Origin of the sequence: uncultured Sphingorhabdus sp. (assembly GCF_937872355.1) — a bacterium.
Classification (GTDB): domain Bacteria; phylum Pseudomonadota; class Alphaproteobacteria; order Sphingomonadales; family Sphingomonadaceae; genus Sphingorhabdus_B.
This window is the reverse complement of sequence record NZ_CALMSV010000165.1, coordinates 1-24,234: the sequence shown is the minus strand read 5'-3', so window position 1 is coordinate 24,234 and position 24,234 is coordinate 1. Positions and strand designations below refer to the sequence as shown.

Below are 24,234 nucleotides of genomic sequence, written 5' to 3'. Positions count from 1 at the left end.
GGCGCGGGCAAGCAGGATTTGGCCTATTGCGCCGCCCATCATAGCAAACTAGAGGGGCGAGGGGAATCAACCGGCACCGTGCGTTCGTGCGGGCCATAGCGAATATTCAGGGCGTTTCATCATGGCAGATCGCAACAATACCATCGCAGGCTGGGCCTTGGCAGCGGGCATCGCCGCTCTCGGTTCGTCGATCCTTTTCGGCAAGATCATTCACAGCGAAGTGCCCGGTGAAGGCAAACAGGGCTATGTGATCCAAGGCGTCGAAAGCGGTGAAGGCGGCGGTGCCGCTGAAGTTCCGCTCGCAACTTTGCTTGCCACTGCAGATCCTGCCAAGGGCGAGGCTGTTTTTGCCAAGTGCAAGGCGTGCCACACGATCAATCAGGGCGGTGCGAACGGCGTCGGCCCGAATCTCTGGGCCGCAATGGGCAAGCCGCATGGACATGTTCCTGGCTTTGCCTATTCAGACGCGCTGAAGGGCGTTCCCGGCAATTGGGACTGGGAAGGCATGAATAAGTGGCTCGCCAATCCGAAAAAATATGCGCCTGGCACCAAGATGAGCTTTGCCGGCCTCGGAAATCCTGAAGAGCGTGCTGCTTTATTGCTCTATCTCAATGCACAGGGTTCGAATCTGCCCTTACCTGCGGCTCCGGCTGCTGAAGCTGCACCTGCCGAAGGTGCTGCCGCGGCAGAAGGTGGAGACGCGGCTGCCGCCGCACCGGCTGATGCCGCCAAGGAGGCTGCAGCCGCTCCGGCCAAATAATCAGGGAGCAAGTTAATGCGCAAATTTGTAATCTTCACGCCCGTATTGTTCGCGTTGGCTGCTTGCGGTGGTTCGGAGCAAAACGAAGCGCCCGCGCCAGAAGCAGAAACTGTTACGGAAGCTGTTGAAGCTGCACCTGCAGCGACCGCCGAAATTTCGGGCGAAAAAAGTTTCGCCAAATGCACTGCTTGCCACAAGGTGGAAAAAGGTGCGCCCAATGGCGTTGGCCCGAACCTGCATGGCATTGTTGGCAAGGCCATCGCGTCTGCAGAAGGCTTTGCTTATTCGACCGCGATGAAAGCCAAGGGTGGCAATTGGGATGAGGCGACGCTTGACGCCTATCTCGAAAATCCGCGCAAAGTTGTGCCGGGCACCAAGATGGCCTTTGCGGGCATCAACAATGCCGAAGAACGCAAGGCGCTGATCGCCTGGCTCAAAGAGCAGAAGTAAGCCAACTCCAGGCTTCGTCATTCCCGCGAAAGCGGGAATCCAACTCCGACCGGTCAGATTTGCCCTAAGGGTTTGGTGTAAACCAATGGCTCAGGGGATGGATTCCCGCCTTCGCGGGAATGACAAAATATTTGTTGAATGGCAGACTACCAAATAGTCAATCACAAACCTCAAGTTCATAGAAGATCGAAATCTCGCGCCAGGCGTCTTCTGCGGTTTCGACAAACTGGAACAGATCAAGGTCTTTGGGGCTGATGACGCCCTCGAGCATCAGTTCCTCAAAATTCACGACGCGTTCCCAGAAATCCTTGCCGAATAGCAATATGGGCATCGGCTCGATCTTGCCAGTCTGGACGAGCGTCAGCAGCTCGAAAAATTCATCGAACGTCCCGAAACCGCCGGGGAACACCGCAACCGCGCGTGCACGGAGCAGGAAGTGCATCTTGCGCAGCGCGAAATAGTGGAATTGGAAGCTCAGGTCCGGGGTAACATATTCGTTTGGCGCCTGTTCGTGCGGGAGGACGATATTCAGGCCGATCGTATCAGCGCCCACATCGCGCGCACCCCGATTGGCTGCCTCCATGATCGACGGACCACCGCCCGAGCATACAACGAAGTGGCGGTTGCCGTCTTCATCCATGATTCCGCAGTTGCTTGCCAACTGGCCCAGTTTGCGGGCTTCGTTGTAATAATGCGAATTGGCTTTCAACCGTTCGGCAATCGTCCGGCTGCGATCATCGGTTGCAGCTGCCAACAATGCATCGGCCTTTTCCGGCTGCGGGATTCGCGCCGAGCCGTAAACAACGAGGGTCGAGGCCACTTTGGCCTCATCGAGCAGCATTTCGGGTTTAAGCAGTTCGAGCTGGAATCGCACCGGGCGCAATTCCTCACGGAGAAGGAATTCGGTGTCCTGAAATGCCAGCTTATAGGATTTGCTCTGCGTCTGCAGGGTCTGGGGAGTCAGGTCCTTGGCAAATTTGGCTTCTTGTTGCGCTTTGTAGAAGCGACGGTCTTTCAAGTCTTTTTGTGTCATGCCCGCTTGATAGACGATTGGCAGTGAATATCCACCCCTCAGCGGCAATAGGTGCTGCCATCCTTCATCGACTGCGCCATGTCGAAATGCAGGTGATTGGCATGCGCGGCGTTGTAATCCGGCCCCAATACGGTGCCGAAACGCTTGCAGGCCGACTGGTGCAGGCGGCGCAAAAAGGCGCGTTCATCGGGCTTGCCGTTCCAGCCTGACAGCACCGAAATCCTGCGGCCATCTTTGAGGATGAAGGCGGAGACATCTACGGCGTTGCCAAAAGCATGTTGCGACAAACGCCCGCTGCGGCCGCCATTGATGTTGCGGCAATTATAGGTGCCCATAGTTTCGATGCGGACCACGTCGCTACCCAGATAGGCTTTGGCCGCGGGGGCAACGGCGTGTTTGGCCCAAGCCGTGAAGTTTGCCGCGAGCGGGCAGGTCATCGGTCCGAGATTGGTTGTTTCGGTGCCAAATGACATCAGCTTGACCGTGTCGATTGTCTGGCACCCACCCGTAAAACTCTGGTTCGGCAGGGGTGTGAAACGGACATTGGCCGATTTCAATGTCGACAGGCATTGCCGCGCCGGCTGGCTGCTAAACACATCATTATCGCGGCGCACCACCTCGCGATCCGAACGCCCGCCGCAAGCGGTGACCAGAAGGGCGAGGAGCAAGGCGGATACGCTGCGTACCATATGTAATAAAATGTAAGCGGGATGGTTAACAGGCGGTAAACGGCGCAAACGGTTGACCGCAAATCCAGACGCAGCTACCGGACAATTAATGCGAACGATTCTCAATAATAAGCCTGCCTTCTGGTTGCTGCTTTCCTTGCCGGCTATCCTGCTGGTTTCCGGCTGGCGGCAAGGCCGGATCGATAGCATGGACATGTTGCATCCGACTGGCGAATGGTCGGCTCGGCTGATGATTTTGGCGATGGTGCTGAGCCCGCTGTTGTCGATTCTGGGCCCGAAGCGCTGGTTGAACTGGCTCGTGGTGCGGCGCAGGGCCATTGGCGTTGCGGCTTTCTCCTATGCCATGCTGCATCTGCTTTTTTACCTGATCGATATGGGCAATCTCGACGATATCCTCGCCGAATGGCTTGCACCTGGAATCTGGACAGGTTGGGCGGCTTTCGCGCTGATGCTACCGCTCGCGCTGACCAGCAATGACGCATCTGTGCGTCGGTTGCGCGCGGCATGGAAACGGCTGCAGCGACTCGTTTATCCGGCAGCGTTGCTGACGCTGCTGCACTGGATCTGGGTGCATAATAGCTATGCGGGTGCGCTCGCCCATTTTGTTCCGCTCGGGCTTTTGCTGCTCGCCCGCTTCATCAAGAAACCCCTCTCCCAAATGAAACCCCAAGGAGTTTGAACATGCGTAAATTGATCCCTTTGGCGTTGGCCGCCGCCATCGTTGCCGGTTTGCCTTCCGCGCCCGCCTCAGCCACCGGCGCAATCAAGTGCAAGGCTGGGCCGCAAGCAGGCTGGAAATCGCAGGATGTGTTGAAGGCCAAGCTGGTCAAGGAAGGTTGGACTGTCCGCAAGTCCAAGGTCGATGGCGGTTGCTATGAGGTTTATGGCACGACGCCCGAAGGCGACCGTGTCGAGGCCTATTTCCACCCGGTCAGCCTTGAAAAACTCTATGTCGCGCGTCGCGGCGAAGTGTTGTTCCGCAAGCCCGGCTACTAATCCGTCGTTGACATTCCCGGGGCTGCGCCTAAACGCGGCTCCGGGCCACGCGGTCCCAACGCCGCGCGAGCTCTCTGCAAGGAGAGAATGACATGACGAGTAAACCTGCCGCCAAACCGGCGCGCCCCTATTTTTCCTCTGGTCCCTGCGCAAAGCCGCCGGGCTGGGCTCCCGAAAAACTGAATACCGAATCGCTCGGCCGTTCGCATCGTGCCAAGATCGGCAAGTCGCGCCTGCAATATTGCATCGATCTGATGCGTGAAGTGCTGCAGCTTCCCGACACGCACCGTATCGGTATCGTACCCGGTTCGGATACAGGCGCGTTTGAAATGGCGATGTGGACGATGCTCGGTGCACGCGGCGTAACCGCACTCGCGTGGGAAAGTTTTGGCGAGGGCTGGGTTACCGACGCCGTCAAGCAATTGAAGCTGGAGCCCAAGGTGCACCGCGCCGATTATGGCCAGCTGCCCGATCTCGATAAGGTCGACTGGGCGGACGACGTCCTCTTCACCTGGAATGGCACCACCAGCGGTGTGCGCGTGCCTGACGGCGAATGGATCCCCGATGATCGCGAAGGCCTGTCCTTTGCCGATGCTACCAGCGCGGTTTTTGCTTACGACATTCCGTGGAACAAGATCGACGTTGCGACCTTCAGCTGGCAGAAAGTGCTGGGCGGGGAAGGTGCGCATGGCGTGCTGATCCTCGGCCCTCGCGCTGTCCAGCGCCTTGAGGAATATACGCCCGCTTGGCCGCTGCCCAAGGTTTTCCGCCTGATGTCAAAGGGCGCGCTGGCAGAAGGCGTGTTCAAGGGCGAAACCATCAACACACCGTCGATGCTCGCAGTTGAAGATGCCATTTTCGCCCTCGAATGGGCCAAGGAACTCGGCGGTCTTTCGGGTCTGCAGGCACGTAGCAATGCAAACGCCCATGCCCTCGACAAGATTGTCGCCGAACGCGCCTGGCTCAGCCATCTGGCAGCTGACAGCGGCATCCGTTCGAAAACCAGCGTCTGTCTGTCGGTTGAAGGCGCCGATGCGGATTTCATCAAGAAATTCGCTGGCCTGCTAGAGGCCGAAGGCGCGGCTTATGACATCGCCGGATATCGCGACGCCCCGCCGGGCCTGCGTATCTGGTGCGGCGCGACGGTGGATACTGCCGATATTGAAGCGCTCGGGCCGTGGCTCGACTGGGCTTTTGAAACGCTGAACTCGTGATGCGTTGCCCCTGCGCAGGCAGGGGCCGCAATCGGTTTGCCAAAACCAATAGAATTTCTCTAACGGCCCCAACCTTCGCTGGGGCGACGTTTCAAGGATAAAATAATGACCAAACCCCGCGTACTCATCTCTGACAAGATGGATCCCAACGCCGCCAAGATTTTTGAAGAGCGTGGCTGCGATGTCGATGTAATCACTGGCAAGACACCCGACGAACTCAAGGAAATTATTGGGCAATATGATGGCCTTGCTATTCGTAGCTCAAGCAAAGTCACAAAAGAAATCCTCGAGGCAGCAACCAATTTGAAGGTCGTCGGTCGCGCTGGTATCGGCGTCGACAATGTCGATATTCCGGCGGCTTCGGCCAAGGGCGTCGTGGTGATGAATACGCCATTCGGCAATTCTATCACGACTGCGGAACATGCAATCGCGCTGATGTTCGCGCTCGCCCGCCAAATTCCCGAAGCTAATGAGCAGACACAGGCCGGCAAATGGCCGAAAAATGATTTCATGGGCGTCGAAGTGACCGGCAAGACCCTCGGCCTGATCGGTGCCGGCAATATCGGCAGCATCGTTGCCAGCCGTGCGCTAGGCCTGAAGATGAAGGTGGTTGCATTCGATCCCTTCCTGACGCCCGAACGCGCCGTGGAAATGGGCGTTGAAAAGGCCGATCTCGATACGCTTTTCGCCAAGGCCGATTTCATCACGCTGCACACGCCGCTGACCGATCAAACGCGCAACATCCTCTCCGCTGCCAACATCGCCAAGTGCAAGAAAGGCGTCCGCATCATCAACTGTGCGCGCGGCGGACTGGTGGACGAGGCTGCGCTCAAGGAGGCACTCGACAGCGGCCATGTCGCGGGCGCCGCGCTTGACGTGTTCGAAACCGAACCGGCAAAGGATAGCCCGCTATTCGGCACGCCCAACTTCATCTGCACTCCGCACCTCGGTGCATCGACCAACGAGGCACAAGTCAATGTAGCGTTGCAGGTTGCCGAACAGATGGCCGATTATTTGGTCAATGGCGGTGTCACAAACGCGCTCAACATGCCAAGCCTGAGTGCTGAGGAAGCGCCCAAGCTGAAGCCCTATATGGCGCTGGCCCAACAGCTCGGATCACTGATTGGGCAGTTGCAGCATGGCGACTTGACCCAGATCAGCATCGAAGTTGAAGGGGCTGCGGCTGAACTCAACATCAAACCGATTACTGCAGCCGTACTTGCCGGGTTTATGCGCCGTTTCTCGGATGCTGTGAATATGGTCAACGCACCCTATTTGGCCAAAGAGCGCGGCTTCGACATTCGCGAAGTTCGCCATGATCGCGAAGGCGATTACCACACGCTGGTCCGCGTTTCAGTGAAGACGGACATTGGCGAACGTTCGGTTGCTGGCACCATTTTCAGCAATGGTACGCCGCGACTGGTCGAATTGTTCGGTGTGAAGGTTGAGGCCGATCTTGAAGGCAATATGCTCTATATTGTCAATCAGGATGCGCCCGGTTTCATTGGCCGTCTGGGCACCACATTGGGTGAAGCCGATATCAATATCGGTACCTTCCATCTCGGTCGTCAGGAAGCCGGCGGCGTTGCCGTGCTGTTGCTTTCAGTCGATACACCGGTGCCTGCTGCCACGCTGGAAGCAATCCATAACCTGCCGGGCGTGAAGCGCGCGATGGCGTTGCGCTTCTGATGTGCTAAGGCACGCGCCATGACCAACAGCTTGCTCCCCACCGGATTTCGTGACCGCCTGCCGCCAGAGGCCGATGCTTCGGCACGGCTGGTACGGGCTATCCTCGATACGGCAGCGAGCCATGGTTATGAGCGTGTGCAAGCCCCATTAGCTGAATATGAGGCCAGCCTGACCGGCAGTCTCGGCACTTCGGCCCGCGATCTGCTGCGCTTTGTTGATCCCGTTTCTGGCGAAACCATGGCGGTGCGCAGCGACATTACCGGCCAGATCGGGCGTATCGCGTCGACCCGTATGGGGCATCACCCGCGACCGGTTCGCCTTTCCTATGGCGGCCCGGTGGTGAAATTGCGGGCAACCCAACTCCGCCCCGAGCGCGAGATGATGCAGGTGGGGGCGGAATTGATCGGCCTCGACAGCGTTGCGGCGGCAATCGAAGTGGTCTCGGTTGCCATCGAAGGCCTGAAGGCCGCTGGTGTCAAGGATATCACCCTTGACCTTACGATGCCTGATCTTCTCGACGTACTGAAACCGAAGGGCGACCGCGAAGAACTGAAAGCGGCGCTCGATGCCAAGGATGCGGGAGCGGTTCCCGCCGCTCTTGCGCCGTTGATCGCCGCAGCGGGAGCGCTACCCGACGCACTCGATCGGATGCGGGCTTTCGACGGCGAAGGCAAACTCAAAGATCGGCTCGATGCGATTGAGGCGATTGCCGCCGCTGTTCCCGCCGACATCCGCGTCACGCTCGATCCCACGGAGCGGCACGGTTTTGAATATCAGACCTGGTTCGGTTTTTCGCTCTTTTCTGCCCATGCATCGGGCGAAATCGGGCGCGGCGGAGCCTATCGCATTGGCAAGGAGCCGGCGATTGGCTTCTCTGCTTACATCGATCCGCTGATTGACGCAGGCCTAGCCCAAGGCGAACGCCGACGCCTGTTCTTGCCCATCGGTACCATGCCGCAAAAGGCGGCAAGCCTTCGTGCCGAAGGATGGGTTACCGTTGCGCAATTGACCGAAGAGGATAGCGCGGAGGCGCAAATCTGCACTCATGTGCTGCGCAACGGGCGGCCAGAGCCGGTTTGAGTATATATCCTTCCCATCGACTTGCGATGGGGAGGGGGACGACCGAAGGTGGTGGAGGGGAGGCGGACATAGTCCGCCCAACTATCGTCTCAGTTCCCCTCCGTCAGTTGCTGCGCAACTGCCACCTCCCCATCGCAAGTCGATAGGGAGGAGCAGCTTAACCAAACACCCTTTTCAACCAGGCATCGACAACCGGCGTTGCGGGATAGGACGGATCGCCCAATTTACGGTTGATGTCGGCATGGCCCTGCATCCCTTTGCCTTCAAAGGCGTTGAGCTGAACCTTGCTGCCACCCTTGCGCAGGGCATCTGCCAGCGCTTCCGACTGGCGCTTGCCATCGGCGCGGTCAACATGGAGGATCAGGAACGCCGGCGCATTGGGGCTTTGTGCGTGCCAATAGGGGGACAGCGCCTTTTGCCGGGCAGGATCGGTTCCAAATGCCTGCACATAGGTATCGCTCATAATCTTCGCACCCTCGCTCATCTGCGCGGGAACATCATAGGCCGCGCCATCGATAGGAATGACTCCGGATAGGTCGTCGAGGCCTAGTCCGGCGCCGCGAAGATATTGCGGATCGCTGCCCACCAGCGCTGACAGATGCGCACCTGCACTATGCCCCATCAGCACGACGCGGTTGCGATCGATCCCGAATTTCTCTGCATTTTTTAGAAGATAGGCGATGGCCGCGGCAACATCCGCCCCCTGCTGTTCGACGGTGGCTGAAGGCACCAGCCGATAATTGATCGATGCCAGATGATAGCCGAGCCCTGTGTAATGCGTCACTTTATCAGACCCGGTCGCGTTGCGCTTGTCCCCGCGTTTCCATCCGCCACCATGGACGAAGATCAAAAGCGGTGCGCGTGCCGCATTGGTTTTGGCTTTATAGAAATCCAGTTTCTGCAGGGCATCACTGCCATAGGCATGTTCCACACCGCCCAGCGCTATATATTGCCGGTCATTGGTCGGGTTGGCGGTGCGTTTGTCGTTGCCTAGGCGCGATTGCACGCGTTCCATGATCTCGCCCGAACATTTTTCGGAAAGATCGCCGCTTTTGCTTTGCAGGCATTCGCGCATCTTGCCGCGATCCATGCCGCACAGTTCGACGACATCGCGGCGGCATTCGCGGCTCAGTCGCTCGCCGCGCTGCGCCTGACATGCGGTCGCGACAAGGGCGATGGTTGAGGCAGTGAGAATCCAGTTACGCATCTGTTGGCCTTTCAGCTTCCTTTTAAGGTGGACGAAGCGCGTCCATCATCATAACGGGGCTCACGGCGAATCCCTTCGCGGAAAATTCCTTCTGCGCAGAAAAAGGCCACCACGCCCGATCAGGCGTGTGTTGTTTCGGGAAAACCGTAATGGCAAATGTTACCGTAATCGGCGCCCAGTGGGGCGACGAAGGCAAAGGCAAGATCGTCGACTGGCTGGCAAGCCGCGCCGACGCCGTCGTCCGCTTTCAGGGCGGGCACAATGCAGGCCACACTCTGGTCGTAGGCGACCAGACCTATAAATTATCGCTGCTACCTTCCGGAATCGTCACCGGCACCTTGTCGATTATCGGCAATGGTGTGGTACTCGATCCATGGCACCTAAAGTCCGAGATTGAGAAACTCGAAGGGCAGGGCGTTACAATCAATACCGAGAATTTCGCAATCGCCGATAATTGCCCGCTGATCCTGCCGATCCACCGCGATCTGGACGGGCTTCGCGAAACTGCCGCTGGTTCGGGCAAGATCGGAACCACCGGTCGCGGCATCGGCCCGGCCTATGAAGACAAGGTCGGTCGCCGAGCGATACGCGTCTGCGACCTTGCGCATCTCGACGCTTTGGACGCGCAGCTCGACCGGCTCTGCGCGCACCATGACGCGCTACGCGCCGGTTTCGGTGAACCACCGGTCGACCGCGAACGGTTGCTCAACGACCTGCGTGAAATTGCGCCCTTCGTGCTGCAATATGCCCAGCCTGTTTGGAAACGGCTGAAGAAGGTTCGCAAGGCAGGCGCGCGCGTGCTCTTCGAAGGCGCGCAGGGCGTGCTGCTCGACGTCGATCATGGGACGTATCCCTTCGTCACCAGCTCGAACACCGTAAGCGGCACGGCTGCCTCTGGTTCGGGGCTAGGCCCCAATGCCACCGGCTTCGTGCTCGGAATCGTAAAAGCCTACACCACCCGCGTTGGTTCGGGCCCTTTTCCTACCGAGTTGGAGGACGAAGTCGGCCAACGCCTCGGAGAGCGCGGCCATGAATTTGGCACCGTCACCGGGCGCAAGCGCCGCTGTGGCTGGTTCGATGCGGTCATCGTGCGACAGAGCTGCGCGGTATCGGGCGTCACTGGCATTGCACTGACCAAGCTTGACGTGCTCGACGGGTTCGAAACGATCAAGATCTGCACCGGCTATCGCCTCAACGGCAAAATCCTTGATTACTTGCCGAGCCATGCTGCCGATCAGGCTAATGTCGAGCCGATTTACGAGGAAATGCAGGGCTGGCAGGAAACCACTGCCGGTGCCCGCAGCTGGGCAGATTTGCCTGCGCAGGCGATCAAATATGTCCAGCGTATCCAGGAACTGATCGAAACACCGGTTGCATTGGTCAGCACCTCACCTGAGCGTGAAGACACGATATTGGTGCGCGATCCGTTCGCAGATTGAATATCAACTCCCGGCTTTGGCGACGTCCAAAATGGCGTCGACAAAGCCTTGGGGGTCATCTTCCTGAATGAAATGTCCGCCGTGCAATGTGCGGTGGGCTACCCGCGTCGTCCCGGGCACCCGATCAAGGAATTTGCGATTGCCGCCGCGCGTGATTGGGTCGCCATCGGAAAAGCAGCACAGGAACGGCTTGTTGAAAGCCTCCAACACTTCCCACGCCTTGATCTGGTCGGGCACCGCGACATTATCACCCAACGGGACGAAAGACGGGTAGACGCGCGTTGCGACCTTCGAAGCGCGAGTAGGGAAGGGCGCATCATAGGCGGCGATTTCCGCTGGGCTAAGGCCGCGCTTGCTTCCTTTTGCAACGATCTTACCGATCGGGAAGACGGGGCTGTAGCGCGAAAAGGCGCGCCATATGGCGAAGGCACGCGGCGCGTCCTCTCCGGCAGGTAGGCCGCCATTGGAAAGTGCTACTCCCGCAAATCGTTCGGGCATGGCCGCAACCAACCGCAGACCTATCAGCGAACCCCAATCCTGACAGGCAAGGATGATGTTGCGCAGATCGAGCGCCTCCACCCAATCGCGCATCCATGCGACTTGGGCGGCATAGCTATAAGCGCTCCGGTCCAAAGGTTTGTCCGACCGGCCAAAGCCGATAAGGTCGGGGGCGAGCGCCCGAAACCCGGCTTGCGCCAAAGGTCCGATCATATGGCGATAGAGATAGCCCCATGTCGGCTCCCCATGCAGCATAAGCACCGGCTGGGCGTCGCGCTGGCCCTCATCGACAAAATGCACACGCAGCCCGCCGGAAATATCCAGATATTGCGGCGTGAATGGCCAATCCGGTAAGTTTGCAAAGCGCGCATCTGGCGTGCGGAATATAGTCATCGAACCTTCCCCCTGAACGGTGGCGGAGACTAGCGAATATGTTAGCTGATTCAATCCGATTGCAGCGCAGCGAATGAAAAGGCATTTTGCATTCATGCCCGACGCACTAACCATTCGCCCCGCGACGACCAGTGACGCACCACAGATCGCCGTAATCTATGCCCATCATGTGCTACACGGCACGGCAAGCTTCGATACTGAACCCCGTTCCATTGAGGCGACGGAAGCAAAAATTGCGGATTGCGAAACGCATGGCTGGCCTTTTTTGGTTTGCCACCATGACGATGCCATTCTCGGCTATGCCTATGCGACACAGTTTCGGGATCGCCCTGCTTATGGCCTGGCGTGCGAGGATTCGATTTATGTGCATCCTGACCATGTCGGGAAAGGCGTAGGCAAAGCATTGCTGACGGCTCTGGTAGAAGCTGCGGAAACCGCCGGCTTCAGGCAAATGCTGGCGGTCATCGGCGGCGGGGAACCTGCCTCTGTCGCACTACATGCAAGCCTGGGTTTTGAGCAAGCAGGGTGTATGCGATCGGTCGGCCGCAAGTTCGGGTGCTGGCTCGATTCGGTATATATGCAGCGTTCGCTGGGGTTTGGAGACAGCCAGCCGCCGATGAAAGAACCCCAATAAATTTGCCCGATTGCGCCTTGATTTAATCGTACGATTAACCCAAACACTCCTCTCGAAGAGAGGAGCACATCATGGAATTTGCAGGCATCGGCTATAGCGAGGAGCAAATCCAACTGCTCGACGTGGCTAGCGAATTTTGCCGGGACAAGTCCCCGATTGCGAAAGTGCGCGCGCTTCTCGAAAGTGAAACCGGCTTCGATGCCGAAGTCTGGAAGGAAATCGTCGAACTCGGCTGGCCGGCCATTGCCATTCCGGAGGCGCAGCGCGGCGTCGGCCTGTCGCTCGCCGAAGTCGTGCCTGTGGTGGAGCAGATGGGGCGTAATCTGCTCGCATCGCCTTTTGTCTCGACGATTGTAACCCAACAGGCATTGCTGGCTGGTGCCACGGCTGAGCAGCAGGGCGAATGGTTGCCGCGGCTTGCCGCAGGCGAAATCGGAACGCTGGCGCTTGGCGAAGCACATGGCGACTGGGATCTGGCAAATGTCACAGCATTGGCCACCCGCGCCGAAGGCACAATCCGGCTTTCTGGTACGAAGCATTTCGTGCTCTGGGCCGATAGCGCCGCGCTGGTCGTCGTATCGGTGCAGCTTGATGGAAAGCCCGCGCTCGTTCTGGTCGAAAAATCTGCCATTCCGGCTGAGGCACTGCGACGCGAAACCATCGTCGATGAGTCCAAGCGCAGCTTTGCGTTGTCGCTGGATGGCATTTCGGTATCCGAAAATGCTGTTCTGGATGCATCGCGGACCAGCGCCGCACTCGCCCAGATCGAATTGGCGGCAAACCTGCTTCAATCGGCGGAAATGTGCGGTGGGTCGCAAGCGGTGATTGATTACACGCTCGATTATCTGCGCACCCGCAAGCAGTTCGGCAAGCTGATTGGCGAATATCAGGCTCTCAAACATCCGATGGTTGATGCCTATGTCGGTTATGAAAAGGCGCGCACGCATCTGTACAGCGCGGCGCATAGCATTTCCGATCAGGGCCGGGGCGAAGTCGCCGTGCGTATGGCAAAGGCAGCGGCGGACGGCGCCTATAGCTTTGCCGCAGACCGGGCGATCCAGTTCCATGGCGGATTCGGCTTTACCCATGATTGCGATGCTGGCCTACACCGACGGGCAGCGATATTCCATGCTTCGCAATATGGCGATGCCGCCTGGCACCGCAAAAAACTGGCGGATTTGCTGTTGGTTTGAGCAAAATTCCCCGCAAAGGCTTGACCTTTGATGGGCACAAGGTTAGGGGCAGCCACTTTCCGGGAACAGCGATTCCCGTTACTCGTCATTTTATAGGGATTTTGAAGATGTCGCGCATTTGCGAACTGACCGGCAAGGGTCGCATGGTAGGCAACAATGTGAGCCACGCTAACAACAAAACCAAGCGCACCTTCCTGCCCAACCTGCAGAATGTTACGCTGCTTTCGGATGCGCTGGAACAGGCATTCAAGTTCCGCGTCTCGGCTTCGGGCCTGCGCTCGGTTGAGCATGTTGGCGGCCTCGACAACTGGCTGCTCAAGACTTCGGACGAGAAGCTGAGCACCAACGCGCGCAAGGTAAAGAAGGCGATTTCGAAGAAGCAGGCTGCAGCCGCTTAATCGAGCCTATTGCGATAGAGTTTCAAAGCCGGGGGCGGTTTCCGCCTCCGGTTTTTTATTGGGCAAATCCAGCGAGAATTTCATCAATATGGTGCGCTGCAGTGCCGTGAAATTGTCATCGGAAATCATCCAGACAATGATGCGCTCATTTTCCTCGGTTACAGCTAGACCCTCCATATTATCGACCAGCAGGGGGGATGCGAGGGTGGCGATCGTTCGGGGAGCTATCGCGACATCAGTTCCGATTTCAGCTGGATCCAGAACTGCCAGCTTGGCAGAAAAGCCTTGGGGCAGCCCGATGCGGCGGTTGAGTATCAGCAATTTGCCATCAGGCAGCACGGTCGCATCTGTTGGTCGATAACCTTCTGGCGCGCGATAGCCAAAGGGTGTTGTTTGAGAGCCCGGCTCAACCGGGTCGCCTGAATACAGGAAAGCGCTGTTGCTGCCGTCGGCCCTATGGTGCGTTTCGGAGAGCAAAACGAACCGACCGTCGCGCAAACGCGCAATGGCTTCAACACCTCCGTTGGGCTTCCATCCATAGGCATAGGTCAGTCGTTTAATACCATCGATCCTGCCGAGCGACGGCGAGAAGCGCCGGACGGCGTGTCGTGCTTCATAACTTACCCAGATATGACCGGAGGCTGGATCGTAGGTCATGCCTTCGCTATCCCGCTCGCGATAATCGACATTGTCGCCATAGGCACCGGGCAGGGCCGCTATGAAACTGTCGTCGATCCGGTTCGACTTGCCAAGCGTAAAGCCCATCAACGTTCCGGCGTCACTCACCGCAAGAAAGCGGTTGTTACCGATAACCGCCAAAGCCGAAATACCTCCGAAATCGCTATTATCGCTGCGCAATTCCCATGCGTTCAGGAAAGTGAGTGCGCCTACTTTTCTGCGCTCGGGATCGGTTTCATCTAGCGCCAAAGGCACCAGTTCGATCTGCTGGCTGTAATTGCGCGAATACTCTCGATGGCCCCCGACAGCGATAACCATCAACAGCAAAAGCACGGCTAATCTGGGTAGGCGCTTGCGCATGGCGGGCGTCATAGCATTCATAAAAATAAGTTCAAACATGAACAAAAGATAACGTCGACATTCAGCAAGGGCTCAAGCCGAATCGTTTAGCCAATGCTCAACAGGGCAAAATTTAAGGCGGATTTGGGACAAGGATCCGCCAGTGCAAAGGAGAAAGAAGATGAAGATGAAAAAGTCGCTCGGCGCACTGGTAGCAGCCGCAACCCTCGTTACCGGTATCTCGGCAACCCCTGCCTTTGCGGGTCGTTATAATGACGATGGCTATTACAGCTATCGGGATCGCGACAATTATCGTTACCATCGCCGTGATCGCGGCTATCGCTGCGACAAGGGCACGGGCGGAACCGTAATCGGTGCCGTGGCCGGTGGCCTTGCCGGTCGTGAAATCGCCCGCCGCGGCAATCGCACCGAAGGCGCCATCATCGGCGCAGCGGTAGGTGCCCTTGCGGGTCGCGCAATTGACAAGTCGGACAGTAACTGCCGTCGCCGCTATCGTTAATTGGTAACATTTGAAACTTGTCGCCGCATAGCCACTGGCGCTATGCGGCGGCATGGCAAATCCAGTCGATTCCGCGCGTGCGGCCATCCGGCCGATGTTCCGCGCCTCCGAACCCGAAACGCTCGCGCCGCTGGTAGCTGCTGCGCAGCTCTCTCCCTCCGAACGTGATGGTGTCGTCACGCGCGCGCGCGGGCTGTTGGGCGAATTGCGCGCAGCGCAGACTGACGGTTGGGTCAATCAGTTCCTTCAGGAGTATCGGCTGGGTACCGAAGAGGGCACGGCATTGCTGTCGCTGGCCGAGGCCTTTCTGCGCGTCCCTGATGCCGATACGGCCGACCTTCTGATCGCGGACAAGCTGGGCGACGCCAACTGGCGTGCGCATAGCGGCAAATCGGCGAGCCTGTTGGTCAACAGCGCGACATGGGGGCTGGTACTGGGCAAGGCGATGGTTGGCGATGATGGCCGGGGCGTGCTGCGCAAGCTGGTGTCGCGCGCGGGCGAGCCCTTTGTACGGCAAGCGGTGGGTGCCGCTATGCGCCTGATGGGGCAGGTATTCGTCATGGGACGCACCATCGACGAAGCGATCATGCGGATGGATACGCCGGAAAACAACGGCTTCACTGCCAGCTTTGACATGCTCGGTGAAGCTGCGCGCACCCGTGCCGATGCCGAGCGCTATTTCGAGGCCTATCAAGGCGCCATTGCGGCTGTCGGCGCTAACCCCGCGCGTGGGCATAGCGTTTCGGTGAAGCTTTCTGCGCTGCATCCGCGCTATGAAACGGCGAAGGCAGCGACTTGTGTTCCCGAACTGTCGGCGATGCTGGTCGATCTGGCGCGACAGGCCGCGGCGGCTGGCGTGCAGTTGACCGTCGATGCCGAAGAAGCGGCGAGGCTGGAGATGAGCCTCGACATCATCGAGGCTGCTGCACGCGACCCCCAGCTCAAGGGTTGGGACGGCCTTGGAATGGCGGTGCAGGCCTATTCAAAGCGTGCCCGCCCGGTGCTTGGCTGGGCAGATGCTTTGGGGCGCGATACCGGTCGCATCATGCAGGTTCGTCTGGTCAAGGGTGCCTATTGGGACAGCGAGATCAAATGGGCGCAGGAACGCGGACTTTCGGATTATCCGCTTTTTACACGCAAGCCTTCAACCGATGTCTCCTATCTGGCCTGTGCGAAGGATATGTTGCGCGCGGCCAACATCCGCCCGGCATTTGCCACACATAATGCGTTGACGGTTGCCACGATCCTTGAATGGGCAGGGCAGACACGCGATTTCGAATTCCAGCGGCTGCACGGCATGGGGCAGGGGCTGTTTGAACGGCTGGTGCGCGAAGACGGATATCACTGCCGCATCTATGCGCCGGTTGGCGGGCATCGCGATTTGCTCGCCTATCTAGTGCGCCGATTGCTCGAAAACGGTGCCAACAGCAGCTTCGTCCACCAGCTTGCGGACGAGGAGGTGAGCGAGGATGAGTTGCTTGCCGATCCGGTCGAGAAGGTTTTGGAAGTGGGCGGCACGCGCCATCCCGCGATCCGTTTGCCCGTCGAGCTATTTGCGCCTGAACGCGCGAACAGTGAGGGGATGGATCTTGAGGATGCGGCCGTCCTTGCCGACATTGCTGCCAAGGTCGCGGCTATGCCTGCTATGCCCGCTGGCATCGATGTTGATGTCGCAACCGCGATTTCCGCTGCCGAAGCGGCCTACCCTGACTGGTCGGCAACGCCTGTCGAAGAGCGCGCTGCCTGTCTGGAACGCCTCGCCGATTTGTTGGAGCAACATCGCGCGCCGTTGATGGCCATTGCGGTGCAGGAAGCGAAGAAGACGATCCCGGATGCACTGGCCGAAGTGCGTGAGGCGGTCGATTTCTGTCGCTATTATGCGGCGCGCGCGCGGCATGACATGCAGCCGGTTGAACTGCCGGGACCTACTGGTGAGCGCAATGTGCTGCGCTATGAAGGCCGTGGCGTATGGGCAGCGATTGCGCCATGGAATTTCCCGCTTGCGATCTTTCTCGGGCAGGTGGTTGCCGCGCTCGTCACCGGCAACACCGTTGTTGCCAAACCTGCACCACAAACACCTGATATTGCACGATATTCTATAGACCTCGCACGTAAGGCGGGCATCCCCGCCGGTGCCATCCAGATCGTGACTGGTGGTGGCGACATAGGTCAGGTCCTTCTGGGTGATCGCCGCATTGTCGGCACCGTTTTCACCGGTTCAGTCCCCACCGCCAAAGCGATCGCCCGCAACCTCCTTGCCGACGATGCCCGGCCGCTGGTTCCGCTGATCGCCGAAACCGGCGGCCTGAATGCTATGTTTGTCGATTCAACCGCACTCTCCGAACAAGTCGTTCGCGACGTCGTCATTTCGGGTTTCCAGTCGGCTGGGCAGCGCTGCTCCGCTCTGCGTCTGCTGTTGCTGCAAGAAGAGATTGCCGAGCATACGATCGAGATGCTGGTCGGCGCGATGCGAGAACTGGTGGTCGGCGATCCAGCCAATCCCGCAAATGATATCGGCCCAGTGATCGACAAAGCCGCCTATGACCGGCTGATGACCTATCGCCAGTCGGTGGCGGATCGCATTGTCTTTGAAGTGCCGGTGCCAGCAGACGGCCTTTATGTGCCGCCGACCTTGGTCCGCCTCGACAGCCTCGATGATCTCAACACCGAATGGTTCGGTCCCATCGTCCATGTCGCGACCTGGCCTGCGGGCAAGCTGGAAGAGACTATCGCCGCAGTCAACGCCAAGGGCTTTGGCTTGACCATGGGCTTGCACAGTCGCATTGCCCGCGTTTCGGAAGCGGTCGAAGCCACGGCACGCGTCGGCAATCTCTACATCAACCGGTCGATGATTGGCGCGGTTGTCGGCAGCCAGCCATTTGGCGGGGAGGGCCTTTCAGGTACCGGGCCCAAAGCGGGTGGCCCCAACTACCTCCACCGTTTCTGCGCCGAACGCACCACCAGCATCGATACGACCAGTGCGGGAGGCAATGCATCTTTGCTGTCGCTGGAGGACTGAAAATAGAAAAGGGGCGATGCGCGACCCGGCACCGCCCCTTCCCCGTTAACGAAATTGCCCCCCGTTAACGGTATCCCTGTTGACGAAAACTCTCAGTCGCGTGCGGCCTTGATGTCTTTCATGCTGCGTTCGAGGTCGCGTCCCATTTGCTCGAACTCGGGCATCATAGTCGCAAAAGCCGAAGCGAAACCGCTTAGCATGGTCATCATCTGGCGGCTGCCCTTGCCCAGTTCGCGGGGCAGGTGTTCTGCATCACGGCCTGCAAGATCCGCGACGGTCGCATCTTCGCGAATGCGCTTTTTCATCGTTCCCGGACGCGCCTTTTCGATGGCTGCGACGAACTTGCCGACTGGCAAATCGAGCATAGTTTCGCCGATGCGCTCGGCCATGGCCGCAACGCCATTCTGAACGCGCGGGTCGGCCAGATCATCCGCCATATCGTTCAGCTTGGTTTCGGCATCCCGGCTGTCATCTGTGTTACGCGCAAGTGCGATTGGCCCAGCGGTCGATGCTTCGCCCGTTCCAGCGACAAACTGGATATCCTGTACCTCGGCGGCTTTCGCACCGGGCGCAAAGGCCAGCAGAAGAATGGCAAAACCGGCAACTGCCGGTACACGAAAATCAATCGAGCGCATGGCCCATCACCCCAGAAATACCGGCATTTCTAAGCCCGGCAAACCACAAGCCCCATTACGGCCTGAACGCGGGCTCTATATCAGCGATAGGCTGACGCCGCACTGAACAATGCTGTCAGTAAGTGGCAAGCAAGGTAAATGGTTGTAAAATTCAGGCCTCAATCACGGCTATTCAGCGGCCACTGTCGCGATTGCATCAGAGAGAGGATGTGCGAGTCGGGAAAGCATTTCCTTCGGACACACCTGCCAGAACTCTCCGCGCCGCCGTTCCCAATCCTCAAGGATCGAGTTTGACCATTGGCTATCGGTGGCAGCTGCATGTTCAGCAATCAGTGCTTTGAGTTCCGCCTCCCAATATACGCTGTCGAGGCGTTGCCAGACGATGCTGTCCGGGTTGGCGCGTGAGGGGAAATTACCTTCGGGGTCGAGTACGAAAGCCATGCCGCCTGTCATACCCGCGCCGAAATTGCTGCCGGTATCACCCAAGATAACAGCGGTACCGCCGGTCATATATTCGCAGCCATTGGCACCGCAGCCTTCGACAACAACCTGCGCTCCCGAATTGCGTACAGCAAAACGTTCGCCAGCCTGACCGGCAGCGTACAATTTGCCGCTGGTTGCCCCGTACAGCACCGTGTTGCCGATGATCGAGTTGCTCTGGCTTTCAAGGTTCGAACTCACGGTTGGCCGAACAACAATCTTGCCCCCAGACAATCCTTTGCCGACATAGTCATTAGCGTCGCCAAACACTTCCAGCGTGATGCCCTGGCAGAGGAAGGCGCCAAGCGACTGGCCTGCAGACCCTCGTAATCGGATCTGCACATGGTCGTCGGCGAGCCCTTTCATTCCGTAAAGCCGCGTCACTTCCGAACTGAGTTTGGTGCCAACCGCACGATGCGTGTTGCGGACATTATAGGTCAGCTGCATCTTTTCGCGCCGATCGAATACGGGCCGGGCATCCTTGATGATTTGCGCGTCCAGGCTGTCGGGAACAGGATTGCGGAACCCGGATATGTTGAACCTGCGCGCCTCGTCCGAGGCATCGACCTTGGCAAGGATCGGGTTGAGGTCAAGGTCGTCGAGATGTTCGGCGCCGCGATTGACCTGCCGCAGCAATTCGGTGCGACCGATGATTTCATCGAGCGAGCTGAACCCAAGCCGTGCCAATATTTCGCGCACCTCTTCAGCGATAAAGGTCATCAGGTTGATCACCTTTTCGGGCGTGCCGGTGAATTTAGCGCGCAGTTTTTCATCCTGCACGCAGACGCCCACCGGACAGGTGTTTGAATGGCATTGCCGCACCATGATGCAGCCCATCGCGACGAGGCTAAGCGTGCCGATGCCGAATTCCTCAGCACCCAGAATGGCCGCGATTACGATGTCGCGTCCGGTCTTCAATCCGCCATCGGTGCGCAGCTTTACCCGGTGGCGCAGGCCGTTGAGGGTCAACACCTGATTGGCTTCGGAAAGGCCCATTTCCCATGGCGTGCCCGCATATTTAATACTGGTCAGTGGGCTTGCCCCAGTGCCGCCAACATTGCCCGAAACGAGGATGACGTCGGCATGAGCCTTGGCGACACCCGCGGCAATTGTACCGATCCCAGCCGCACTTACCAGTTTCACACACACCCGCGCGCGCGGATTGATCTGCTTCAGGTCGTAGATCAGCTGCGCCAGATCCTCGATCGAATAGATGTCATGGTGCGGGGGAGGGGAGATGAGTGTCACACCCGGCGTCGAGTGACGCAGCCGCGCGATCATCTCGGTCACCTTGAAACCGGGCAACTGCCCGCCTTCGCCAGGCTTCGCTCCCTGGGCAACTTTGATTTCGATTTCCTCACACGCGCCCAGATATTCTGCGGTGACACCGAAACGCCCGCTAGCGATCTGCTTGATCACGCTGTTGGCGTTGTCGCCATTCTCATAGGGCGTGAAGCGCTTGCTGTCTTCACCACCTTCGCCGGAAACGGCCTTGGCTCCGATACGGTTCATCGCAATGGCCAGCGTTTCGTGCGCCTCGGGCGACAGCGCGCCCAACGACATGCCGGGTGTAACGAAACGCTTGCGGATTTCGGTGATCGCCTCAACCTCGTCAAGCGGAACGCCTTCGCGCGGATAGTTGAACTCCATCAGGTCACGCAGATAGACCGGCGGCAATTCGCGCACACCGGCGGAAAATTGCAGATATGTCGAATAGCTGTCTTTCGCGACCGAGCTTTGCAGAAGGTGCATCAGCCCGGCGGAATAAGCATGTGCTTCCCCATCCTTGCGTTGCTTGTAGAAACCGCCGACTGGCAGGCGAGCGACTGCTGCGTCAAAGGCCTCCGCATGGCGTTCCGCTGCATTGACGAAAAGCGATTGGTAACCTTCGCCTGAAATCTTGTTCGGCATTCCGGGGAAGAAATCATTGACCAGCGCGCGGCTCAGCCCGACGGCTTCAAAATTATAGCCGCCGCGATAGCTGGAGATCACCGCGATCCCCATTTTCGACATGATCTTGAGGAGACCCTCATTGATCGCGGTGCGGTAGTTATCAATCGCAGTTCCGAGGTCCAGTTCGCCCAACAGCCCGCGCGCATGACGGTCGGTAATCGCCGCTTCGGCCAGATAGGCATTCACCGTGGTCGCGCCTACACCGATCAGCACAGCAAAATAATGCGTGTCGAGACATTCAGCTGAACGCACATTGACCGAGGCATAGCTACGCAAGCCTGCACGGACGAGGTGGGTATGGACCGCCGCCGCAGCGAGGATCATCGGAATCGCAACACGTTCGGCGCTAATATCGATATCGGTCAGGAACAATTCGGTCTGGCCGGAACGAACCGCTGCCTCTGCTACCTCGCGGATACGGCGGATGGCCGCACGAAGGCCTTCCTGACCTTCGGTGACCGGATAGGTACAGTCAATTTCCGCCGCTGCCTTGCCAAATGCCGCCTTCAACTGACCCCATTCGCTGTTTGTCAGTACTGGACTTTCAAGCACAAGGACGTCGCTGTTCTGCCCCGTCTCGTCGAGGATGTTGGCGAGGTTAGAAAAACGCGTCTTCAGGCTCATCACATGCCGTTCGCGCAAACTGTCGATCGGCGGGTTGGTGACCTGGCTGAAATTCTGGCGGAAAAACTGGCTGATGATGCGCGGCTTGTCCGAAATCACGGCGAGTGGCGTATCGTCGCCCATGCTACCGACCGCTTCTTTCGCGTCCTCGACCATGGGGCTAAGGATCATTTCCATATCCTCAAGCGTCATGCCGGCGGCGACCTGCCGACGTGTCAGTTCGGCGCGAGTCCAGTCGAGCGCAATGTCACTTCCAGCGGGCAAATCGGATATGGTGCGGAACCCGCCTACCAGAGCGGCATAATCCTGTTCGGCAGCAACCCGATCCTTTAGCTCCGCGTCGCGATAGAGCTTACCTTCGTCGAGGTTGACCGCGATCATCTGACCGGGGCCGAGGCGGCCCTTTTCGACGATGGTGTTTTCCGAGACGATGACCATCCCGGTTTCCGAACCGATGATCAGCAGGCCGTCGTTGGTGCGGCTATAACGCAGCGGACGCAGCGCATTGCGGTCGACACCCGCAACCGCCCAATGGCCGTCGGTCATCGCAAGTGCGGCGGGGCCATCCCATGGCTCCATCACACTCGCCATATATTCGTACATGGCTTTATGATTGGCGGGCAGGTTCGGGTTTGACTGCCATGCCTCGGGGATCAGCATCAGCTTCGCCGTTGGCGCTTCCTTGCCCGAACGGACCAGCGTTTCGAACACAGCATCGAGCGCGCCGGTATCGGATGCACCTGCCGGGATCACCGGCTTGATGTCGTCCGAATAGTCGCCAAAGGCGATCGATGCCATCTTGATCTCGTGGCTCTTCATCCAGTTCTGGTTGCCACGGATCGTGTTGATCTCGCCATTATGCGCAAGCGCGCGAAAGGGTTGTGCCAGCCACCATTGGGGAAAGGTGTTGGTCGAATAACGCTGGTGAAAGACAGCGACCCGGCTTTCGAAGCGTTCGTCCTGCAGGTCGGGATAGAAGATCGAGAGGCTTTCTGCGAGGAACAGGCCCTTGTAGACGATCGACTGGCACGACAGCGAGCAGATGTAGAAATCGCGGATTTGCGCTGCGATCACCTTCTTCTCGATCCGGCGGCGGACGAGATAGAGATTCTTTTCGAACTCGGTTGCATCAACAGCGTCCGGCATCGGCCCGGCGATCATGATCTGCTCGATTTCAGGGCGCGTCGCTTGCGCCTTCAGGCCGATAACCGAAACATCGACTGGCACCTGTCGCCAGCCATAAATGGTATAGCCTGCCTCGATGATTTCGGCCTCGACGATCGTACGACATGCCTCCTGTGCGCCGAGATCGGTGCGCGGCAGGAAGACCATGCCTACTGCAAGCCGGTTGGCTCGCGGTTTGTGCCCGGCGGCAGTAATCGCATCGTCGAAAAAGCGGACCGGCAGGTACACATGCCGGGCCGCGGCGTCACCGGCCTTGCCATCCGCATCGCCCCCGCCACGATGCCAGACGGCCTTCAATGCTTCGATCCCAGCGGCGACAACGCGCCGCGAAGGCTTGCCATCTGTCGCGGCGATCAGCCCGACGCCGCACGCATCGCGCTCGGTTTCGGGATAGTACATGCCTTCTGCGGCGAGGCGGGCATGTTCGAGGGTGGGGAAGTGGTGGGTCATTTTATCTCGCCAAGATATTTCTCAGCTTCATCGAGTAATAGATCTGCCGAATCCGCTCCTACCTGACTGCCGAGTTGTTGCCCGACCTGTTGCAACTGCGCCTGCAACTCGGGCTGTGCCGCCAATAAGCGGGCACCTGCTTCAGATTCGTAAAACGCCCGTGCGACCCGCAAGTCTTCGGGGGCGAGCCGTTCGACATATTTCCGAGCTGTCGCTTCGAGAATGTCGGGATACTTTGCACGCATTCCGACCGTAATGATTTGGCCAAAGCGCTTCCCAAAAGCGTCTCGGCCCCCGGGATACTTGGCGTCTATCTCCTTTAGTAAGGAGTTTCCAACCGCTGACGTCGAGAGTTGCCCGACAAATGCGGACTCCATTACGGGAACGAGTTGGGCGAACATCGTATCCAGCAAGGCCTCTGTTCGTGCAGCGGCGATAATGGCTCGGGCATCTTCGATTGGCGTGGCGTGAATTTCTCGTACATCCTCTGACCGCAAGTGGACGGGGTAGGCGGCAAGCACGCTGGCGAGGACAATATATTTCATCTTAATATGACGCATTTCAGGCAGCCTTTTTCTCATGGGTTCGTTTGTCCGCCATCCAGCGGTGCATATGCTCCACCACATCGCGGCCATCCTTGATCGCCCAGACGACGAGGCTCGCGCCGCGGACGATATC

General features: G+C 58.6%; 21 protein-coding genes. 13 read left to right on the top strand and 8 right to left on the bottom strand.

Features of this window, described 5'->3' with window-relative positions; translation table 11 throughout:
- Nucleotides 1-121: 121 nt before the first annotated feature.
- Complete coding sequence (locus Q0239_RS10580; RefSeq protein WP_298602410.1) at nucleotides 122-760, top strand: cytochrome c family protein; 639 nt, start codon at nucleotides 122-124, stop codon at nucleotides 758-760.
- 15 nt (nucleotides 761-775) lie between these two features.
- Nucleotides 776-1,210 (top strand): cytochrome c family protein, encoded by a 435-nt coding sequence (locus tag Q0239_RS10575; RefSeq protein WP_298602407.1) that lies wholly within the window; start codon nucleotides 776-778, stop codon nucleotides 1,208-1,210.
- Between the two features lie 157 nt (nucleotides 1,211-1,367).
- Here Q0239_RS10575 and Q0239_RS10570 read toward each other — a convergent pair whose 3' ends face one another.
- Together Q0239_RS10570 and Q0239_RS10565 are read right to left on the bottom strand one after the other, a co-directional pair.
- Nucleotides 1,368-2,243 (bottom strand): TIGR00730 family Rossman fold protein, encoded by an 876-nt coding sequence (locus tag Q0239_RS10570; RefSeq protein WP_298602404.1) that lies wholly within the window; start codon nucleotides 2,241-2,243, stop codon nucleotides 1,368-1,370.
- A gap of 38 nt (nucleotides 2,244-2,281) precedes the next feature.
- On the bottom strand, nucleotides 2,282-2,932 hold the full coding sequence (locus tag Q0239_RS10565) for an extensin family protein (RefSeq protein WP_298602401.1): 651 nt from the start codon (nucleotides 2,930-2,932) through the stop codon (nucleotides 2,282-2,284).
- Between the two features lie 88 nt (nucleotides 2,933-3,020).
- Here Q0239_RS10565 and Q0239_RS10560 point away from each other — a divergent pair, with 88 nt between their 5' ends.
- From Q0239_RS10560 to Q0239_RS10540, 5 genes are all read left to right on the top strand, one after another.
- Nucleotides 3,021-3,611: a ferric reductase-like transmembrane domain-containing protein gene (locus Q0239_RS10560; RefSeq protein ID WP_298602398.1), complete on the top strand. Its 591-nt coding sequence runs from the start codon at nucleotides 3,021-3,023 to the stop codon at nucleotides 3,609-3,611.
- 2 nt (nucleotides 3,612-3,613) lie between these two features.
- On the top strand, nucleotides 3,614-3,928 hold the full coding sequence (locus tag Q0239_RS10555) for a PepSY domain-containing protein (RefSeq protein WP_298602394.1): 315 nt from the start codon (nucleotides 3,614-3,616) through the stop codon (nucleotides 3,926-3,928).
- Between the two features lie 92 nt (nucleotides 3,929-4,020).
- On the top strand, nucleotides 4,021-5,142 hold the full coding sequence (locus Q0239_RS10550; protein ID WP_115548841.1) for a phosphoserine transaminase: 1,122 nt from the start codon (nucleotides 4,021-4,023) through the stop codon (nucleotides 5,140-5,142).
- Between the two features lie 105 nt (nucleotides 5,143-5,247).
- Nucleotides 5,248-6,831 (top strand): phosphoglycerate dehydrogenase, encoded by a 1,584-nt coding sequence (gene serA / locus Q0239_RS10545; protein WP_115548840.1) that lies wholly within the window; start codon nucleotides 5,248-5,250, stop codon nucleotides 6,829-6,831.
- An 18-nt stretch (nucleotides 6,832-6,849) separates the two neighbouring features.
- Complete coding sequence (locus Q0239_RS10540) at nucleotides 6,850-7,911, top strand: ATP phosphoribosyltransferase regulatory subunit (protein WP_298602389.1); 1,062 nt, start codon at nucleotides 6,850-6,852, stop codon at nucleotides 7,909-7,911.
- Nucleotides 7,912-8,068: 157 nt separating this feature from the next.
- Here the strand turns inward: Q0239_RS10540 and Q0239_RS10535 are convergent, their stop codons facing one another.
- Nucleotides 8,069-9,118, bottom strand: coding sequence for an alpha/beta hydrolase (locus tag Q0239_RS10535; RefSeq protein ID WP_298602386.1), 1,050 nt, complete (start codon nucleotides 9,116-9,118; stop codon nucleotides 8,069-8,071).
- Between the two features lie 149 nt (nucleotides 9,119-9,267).
- Between Q0239_RS10535 and Q0239_RS10530 the strand changes: the two genes are divergently transcribed.
- Nucleotides 9,268-10,557 (top strand): adenylosuccinate synthase, encoded by a 1,290-nt coding sequence (locus tag Q0239_RS10530; protein WP_298602383.1) that lies wholly within the window; start codon nucleotides 9,268-9,270, stop codon nucleotides 10,555-10,557.
- 3 nt (nucleotides 10,558-10,560) lie between these two features.
- On the opposite strand, the gene Q0239_RS10525 is transcribed toward Q0239_RS10530, so the two are convergent.
- Nucleotides 10,561-11,448 (bottom strand): haloalkane dehalogenase, encoded by an 888-nt coding sequence (locus Q0239_RS10525; RefSeq protein WP_298602380.1) that lies wholly within the window; start codon nucleotides 11,446-11,448, stop codon nucleotides 10,561-10,563.
- Between the two features lie 94 nt (nucleotides 11,449-11,542).
- Between Q0239_RS10525 and Q0239_RS10520 the strand changes: the two genes are divergently transcribed.
- The 3 genes from Q0239_RS10520 (at nucleotide 11,543) to rpmB (ending at nucleotide 13,673) form a co-directional block, all read left to right on the top strand.
- Nucleotides 11,543-12,082, top strand: a complete 540-nt coding sequence (locus Q0239_RS10520) for a GNAT family N-acetyltransferase (RefSeq protein WP_298602377.1) — start codon at nucleotides 11,543-11,545, stop codon at nucleotides 12,080-12,082.
- A 71-nt stretch (nucleotides 12,083-12,153) separates the two neighbouring features.
- On the top strand, nucleotides 12,154-13,275 hold the full coding sequence (locus Q0239_RS10515; protein WP_298602374.1) for an acyl-CoA dehydrogenase family protein: 1,122 nt from the start codon (nucleotides 12,154-12,156) through the stop codon (nucleotides 13,273-13,275).
- Nucleotides 13,276-13,382: 107 nt separating this feature from the next.
- On the top strand, nucleotides 13,383-13,673 hold the full coding sequence (gene rpmB, locus Q0239_RS10510; protein ID WP_298602371.1) for a 50S ribosomal protein L28: 291 nt from the start codon (nucleotides 13,383-13,385) through the stop codon (nucleotides 13,671-13,673).
- A 6-nt stretch (nucleotides 13,674-13,679) separates the two neighbouring features.
- On the opposite strand, the gene Q0239_RS10505 is transcribed toward rpmB, so the two are convergent.
- Complete coding sequence (locus Q0239_RS10505; protein ID WP_298602368.1) at nucleotides 13,680-14,711, bottom strand: esterase-like activity of phytase family protein; 1,032 nt, start codon at nucleotides 14,709-14,711, stop codon at nucleotides 13,680-13,682.
- A 160-nt stretch (nucleotides 14,712-14,871) separates the two neighbouring features.
- Here Q0239_RS10505 and Q0239_RS10500 point away from each other — a divergent pair, with 160 nt between their 5' ends.
- Together Q0239_RS10500 and Q0239_RS10495 are read left to right on the top strand one after the other, a co-directional pair.
- Nucleotides 14,872-15,210, top strand: a complete 339-nt coding sequence (locus Q0239_RS10500) for a glycine zipper 2TM domain-containing protein (protein ID WP_298602365.1) — start codon at nucleotides 14,872-14,874, stop codon at nucleotides 15,208-15,210.
- A gap of 52 nt (nucleotides 15,211-15,262) precedes the next feature.
- Nucleotides 15,263-18,229 (top strand): L-glutamate gamma-semialdehyde dehydrogenase, encoded by a 2,967-nt coding sequence (locus Q0239_RS10495; protein WP_298602362.1) that lies wholly within the window; start codon nucleotides 15,263-15,265, stop codon nucleotides 18,227-18,229.
- A 92-nt stretch (nucleotides 18,230-18,321) separates the two neighbouring features.
- On the opposite strand, the gene Q0239_RS10490 is transcribed toward Q0239_RS10495, so the two are convergent.
- From Q0239_RS10490 to Q0239_RS10480, 3 genes are all read right to left on the bottom strand, one after another.
- Nucleotides 18,322-18,864, bottom strand: a complete 543-nt coding sequence (locus Q0239_RS10490) for a hypothetical protein (protein WP_298602359.1) — start codon at nucleotides 18,862-18,864, stop codon at nucleotides 18,322-18,324.
- A 168-nt stretch (nucleotides 18,865-19,032) separates the two neighbouring features.
- The gene (gene gltB / locus Q0239_RS10485; RefSeq protein ID WP_298602356.1) at nucleotides 19,033-23,556 is read right to left on the bottom strand and encodes a glutamate synthase large subunit; all 4,524 of its coding nucleotides are present in this window, start codon (nucleotides 23,554-23,556) and stop codon (nucleotides 19,033-19,035) included.
- The gene (locus Q0239_RS10480) at nucleotides 23,553-24,116 is read right to left on the bottom strand and encodes a DUF2059 domain-containing protein (RefSeq protein ID WP_298602352.1); all 564 of its coding nucleotides are present in this window, start codon (nucleotides 24,114-24,116) and stop codon (nucleotides 23,553-23,555) included. Before Q0239_RS10480 ends, gltB begins: the two co-directional genes overlap by 4 nt.
- Nucleotides 24,117-24,234 lie beyond the last annotated feature (118 nt).

What these genes read in the sequence shown, in the direction of transcription:
- Q0239_RS10580 (WP_298602410.1), top strand. Translation starts at nt 122, where the DNA reads ATGGCAGATCGCAACAATACCATCGCAGGCTGGGCCTTGGCAGCGGGC.
- Q0239_RS10575 (WP_298602407.1), top strand. Translation starts at nt 776, where the DNA reads ATGCGCAAATTTGTAATCTTCACGCCCGTATTGTTCGCGTTGGCTGCT.
- Q0239_RS10570 (WP_298602404.1), bottom strand. Translation starts at nt 2,243, where the DNA reads ATGACACAAAAAGACTTGAAAGACCGTCGCTTCTACAAAGCGCAACAA.
- Q0239_RS10565 (WP_298602401.1), bottom strand. Translation starts at nt 2,932, where the DNA reads ATGGTACGCAGCGTATCCGCCTTGCTCCTCGCCCTTCTGGTCACCGCT.
- Q0239_RS10560 (WP_298602398.1), top strand. Translation starts at nt 3,021, where the DNA reads ATGCGAACGATTCTCAATAATAAGCCTGCCTTCTGGTTGCTGCTTTCC.
- Q0239_RS10555 (WP_298602394.1), top strand. Translation starts at nt 3,614, where the DNA reads ATGCGTAAATTGATCCCTTTGGCGTTGGCCGCCGCCATCGTTGCCGGT.
- Q0239_RS10550 (WP_115548841.1), top strand. Translation starts at nt 4,021, where the DNA reads ATGACGAGTAAACCTGCCGCCAAACCGGCGCGCCCCTATTTTTCCTCT.
- serA (WP_115548840.1), top strand. Translation starts at nt 5,248, where the DNA reads ATGACCAAACCCCGCGTACTCATCTCTGACAAGATGGATCCCAACGCC.
- Q0239_RS10540 (WP_298602389.1), top strand. Translation starts at nt 6,850, where the DNA reads ATGACCAACAGCTTGCTCCCCACCGGATTTCGTGACCGCCTGCCGCCA.
- Q0239_RS10535 (WP_298602386.1), bottom strand. Translation starts at nt 9,118, where the DNA reads ATGCGTAACTGGATTCTCACTGCCTCAACCATCGCCCTTGTCGCGACC.
- Q0239_RS10530 (WP_298602383.1), top strand. Translation starts at nt 9,268, where the DNA reads ATGGCAAATGTTACCGTAATCGGCGCCCAGTGGGGCGACGAAGGCAAA.
- Q0239_RS10525 (WP_298602380.1), bottom strand. Translation starts at nt 11,448, where the DNA reads ATGACTATATTCCGCACGCCAGATGCGCGCTTTGCAAACTTACCGGAT.
- Q0239_RS10520 (WP_298602377.1), top strand. Translation starts at nt 11,543, where the DNA reads ATGCCCGACGCACTAACCATTCGCCCCGCGACGACCAGTGACGCACCA.
- Q0239_RS10515 (WP_298602374.1), top strand. Translation starts at nt 12,154, where the DNA reads ATGGAATTTGCAGGCATCGGCTATAGCGAGGAGCAAATCCAACTGCTC.
- rpmB (WP_298602371.1), top strand. Translation starts at nt 13,383, where the DNA reads ATGTCGCGCATTTGCGAACTGACCGGCAAGGGTCGCATGGTAGGCAAC.
- Q0239_RS10505 (WP_298602368.1), bottom strand. Translation starts at nt 14,711, where the DNA reads ATGCGCAAGCGCCTACCCAGATTAGCCGTGCTTTTGCTGTTGATGGTT.
- Q0239_RS10500 (WP_298602365.1), top strand. Translation starts at nt 14,872, where the DNA reads ATGAAGATGAAAAAGTCGCTCGGCGCACTGGTAGCAGCCGCAACCCTC.
- Q0239_RS10495 (WP_298602362.1), top strand. Translation starts at nt 15,263, where the DNA reads ATGGCAAATCCAGTCGATTCCGCGCGTGCGGCCATCCGGCCGATGTTC.
- Q0239_RS10490 (WP_298602359.1), bottom strand. Translation starts at nt 18,864, where the DNA reads ATGCGCTCGATTGATTTTCGTGTACCGGCAGTTGCCGGTTTTGCCATT.
- gltB (WP_298602356.1), bottom strand. Translation starts at nt 23,556, where the DNA reads ATGACCCACCACTTCCCCACCCTCGAACATGCCCGCCTCGCCGCAGAA.
- Q0239_RS10480 (WP_298602352.1), bottom strand. Translation starts at nt 24,116, where the DNA reads ATGCGTCATATTAAGATGAAATATATTGTCCTCGCCAGCGTGCTTGCC.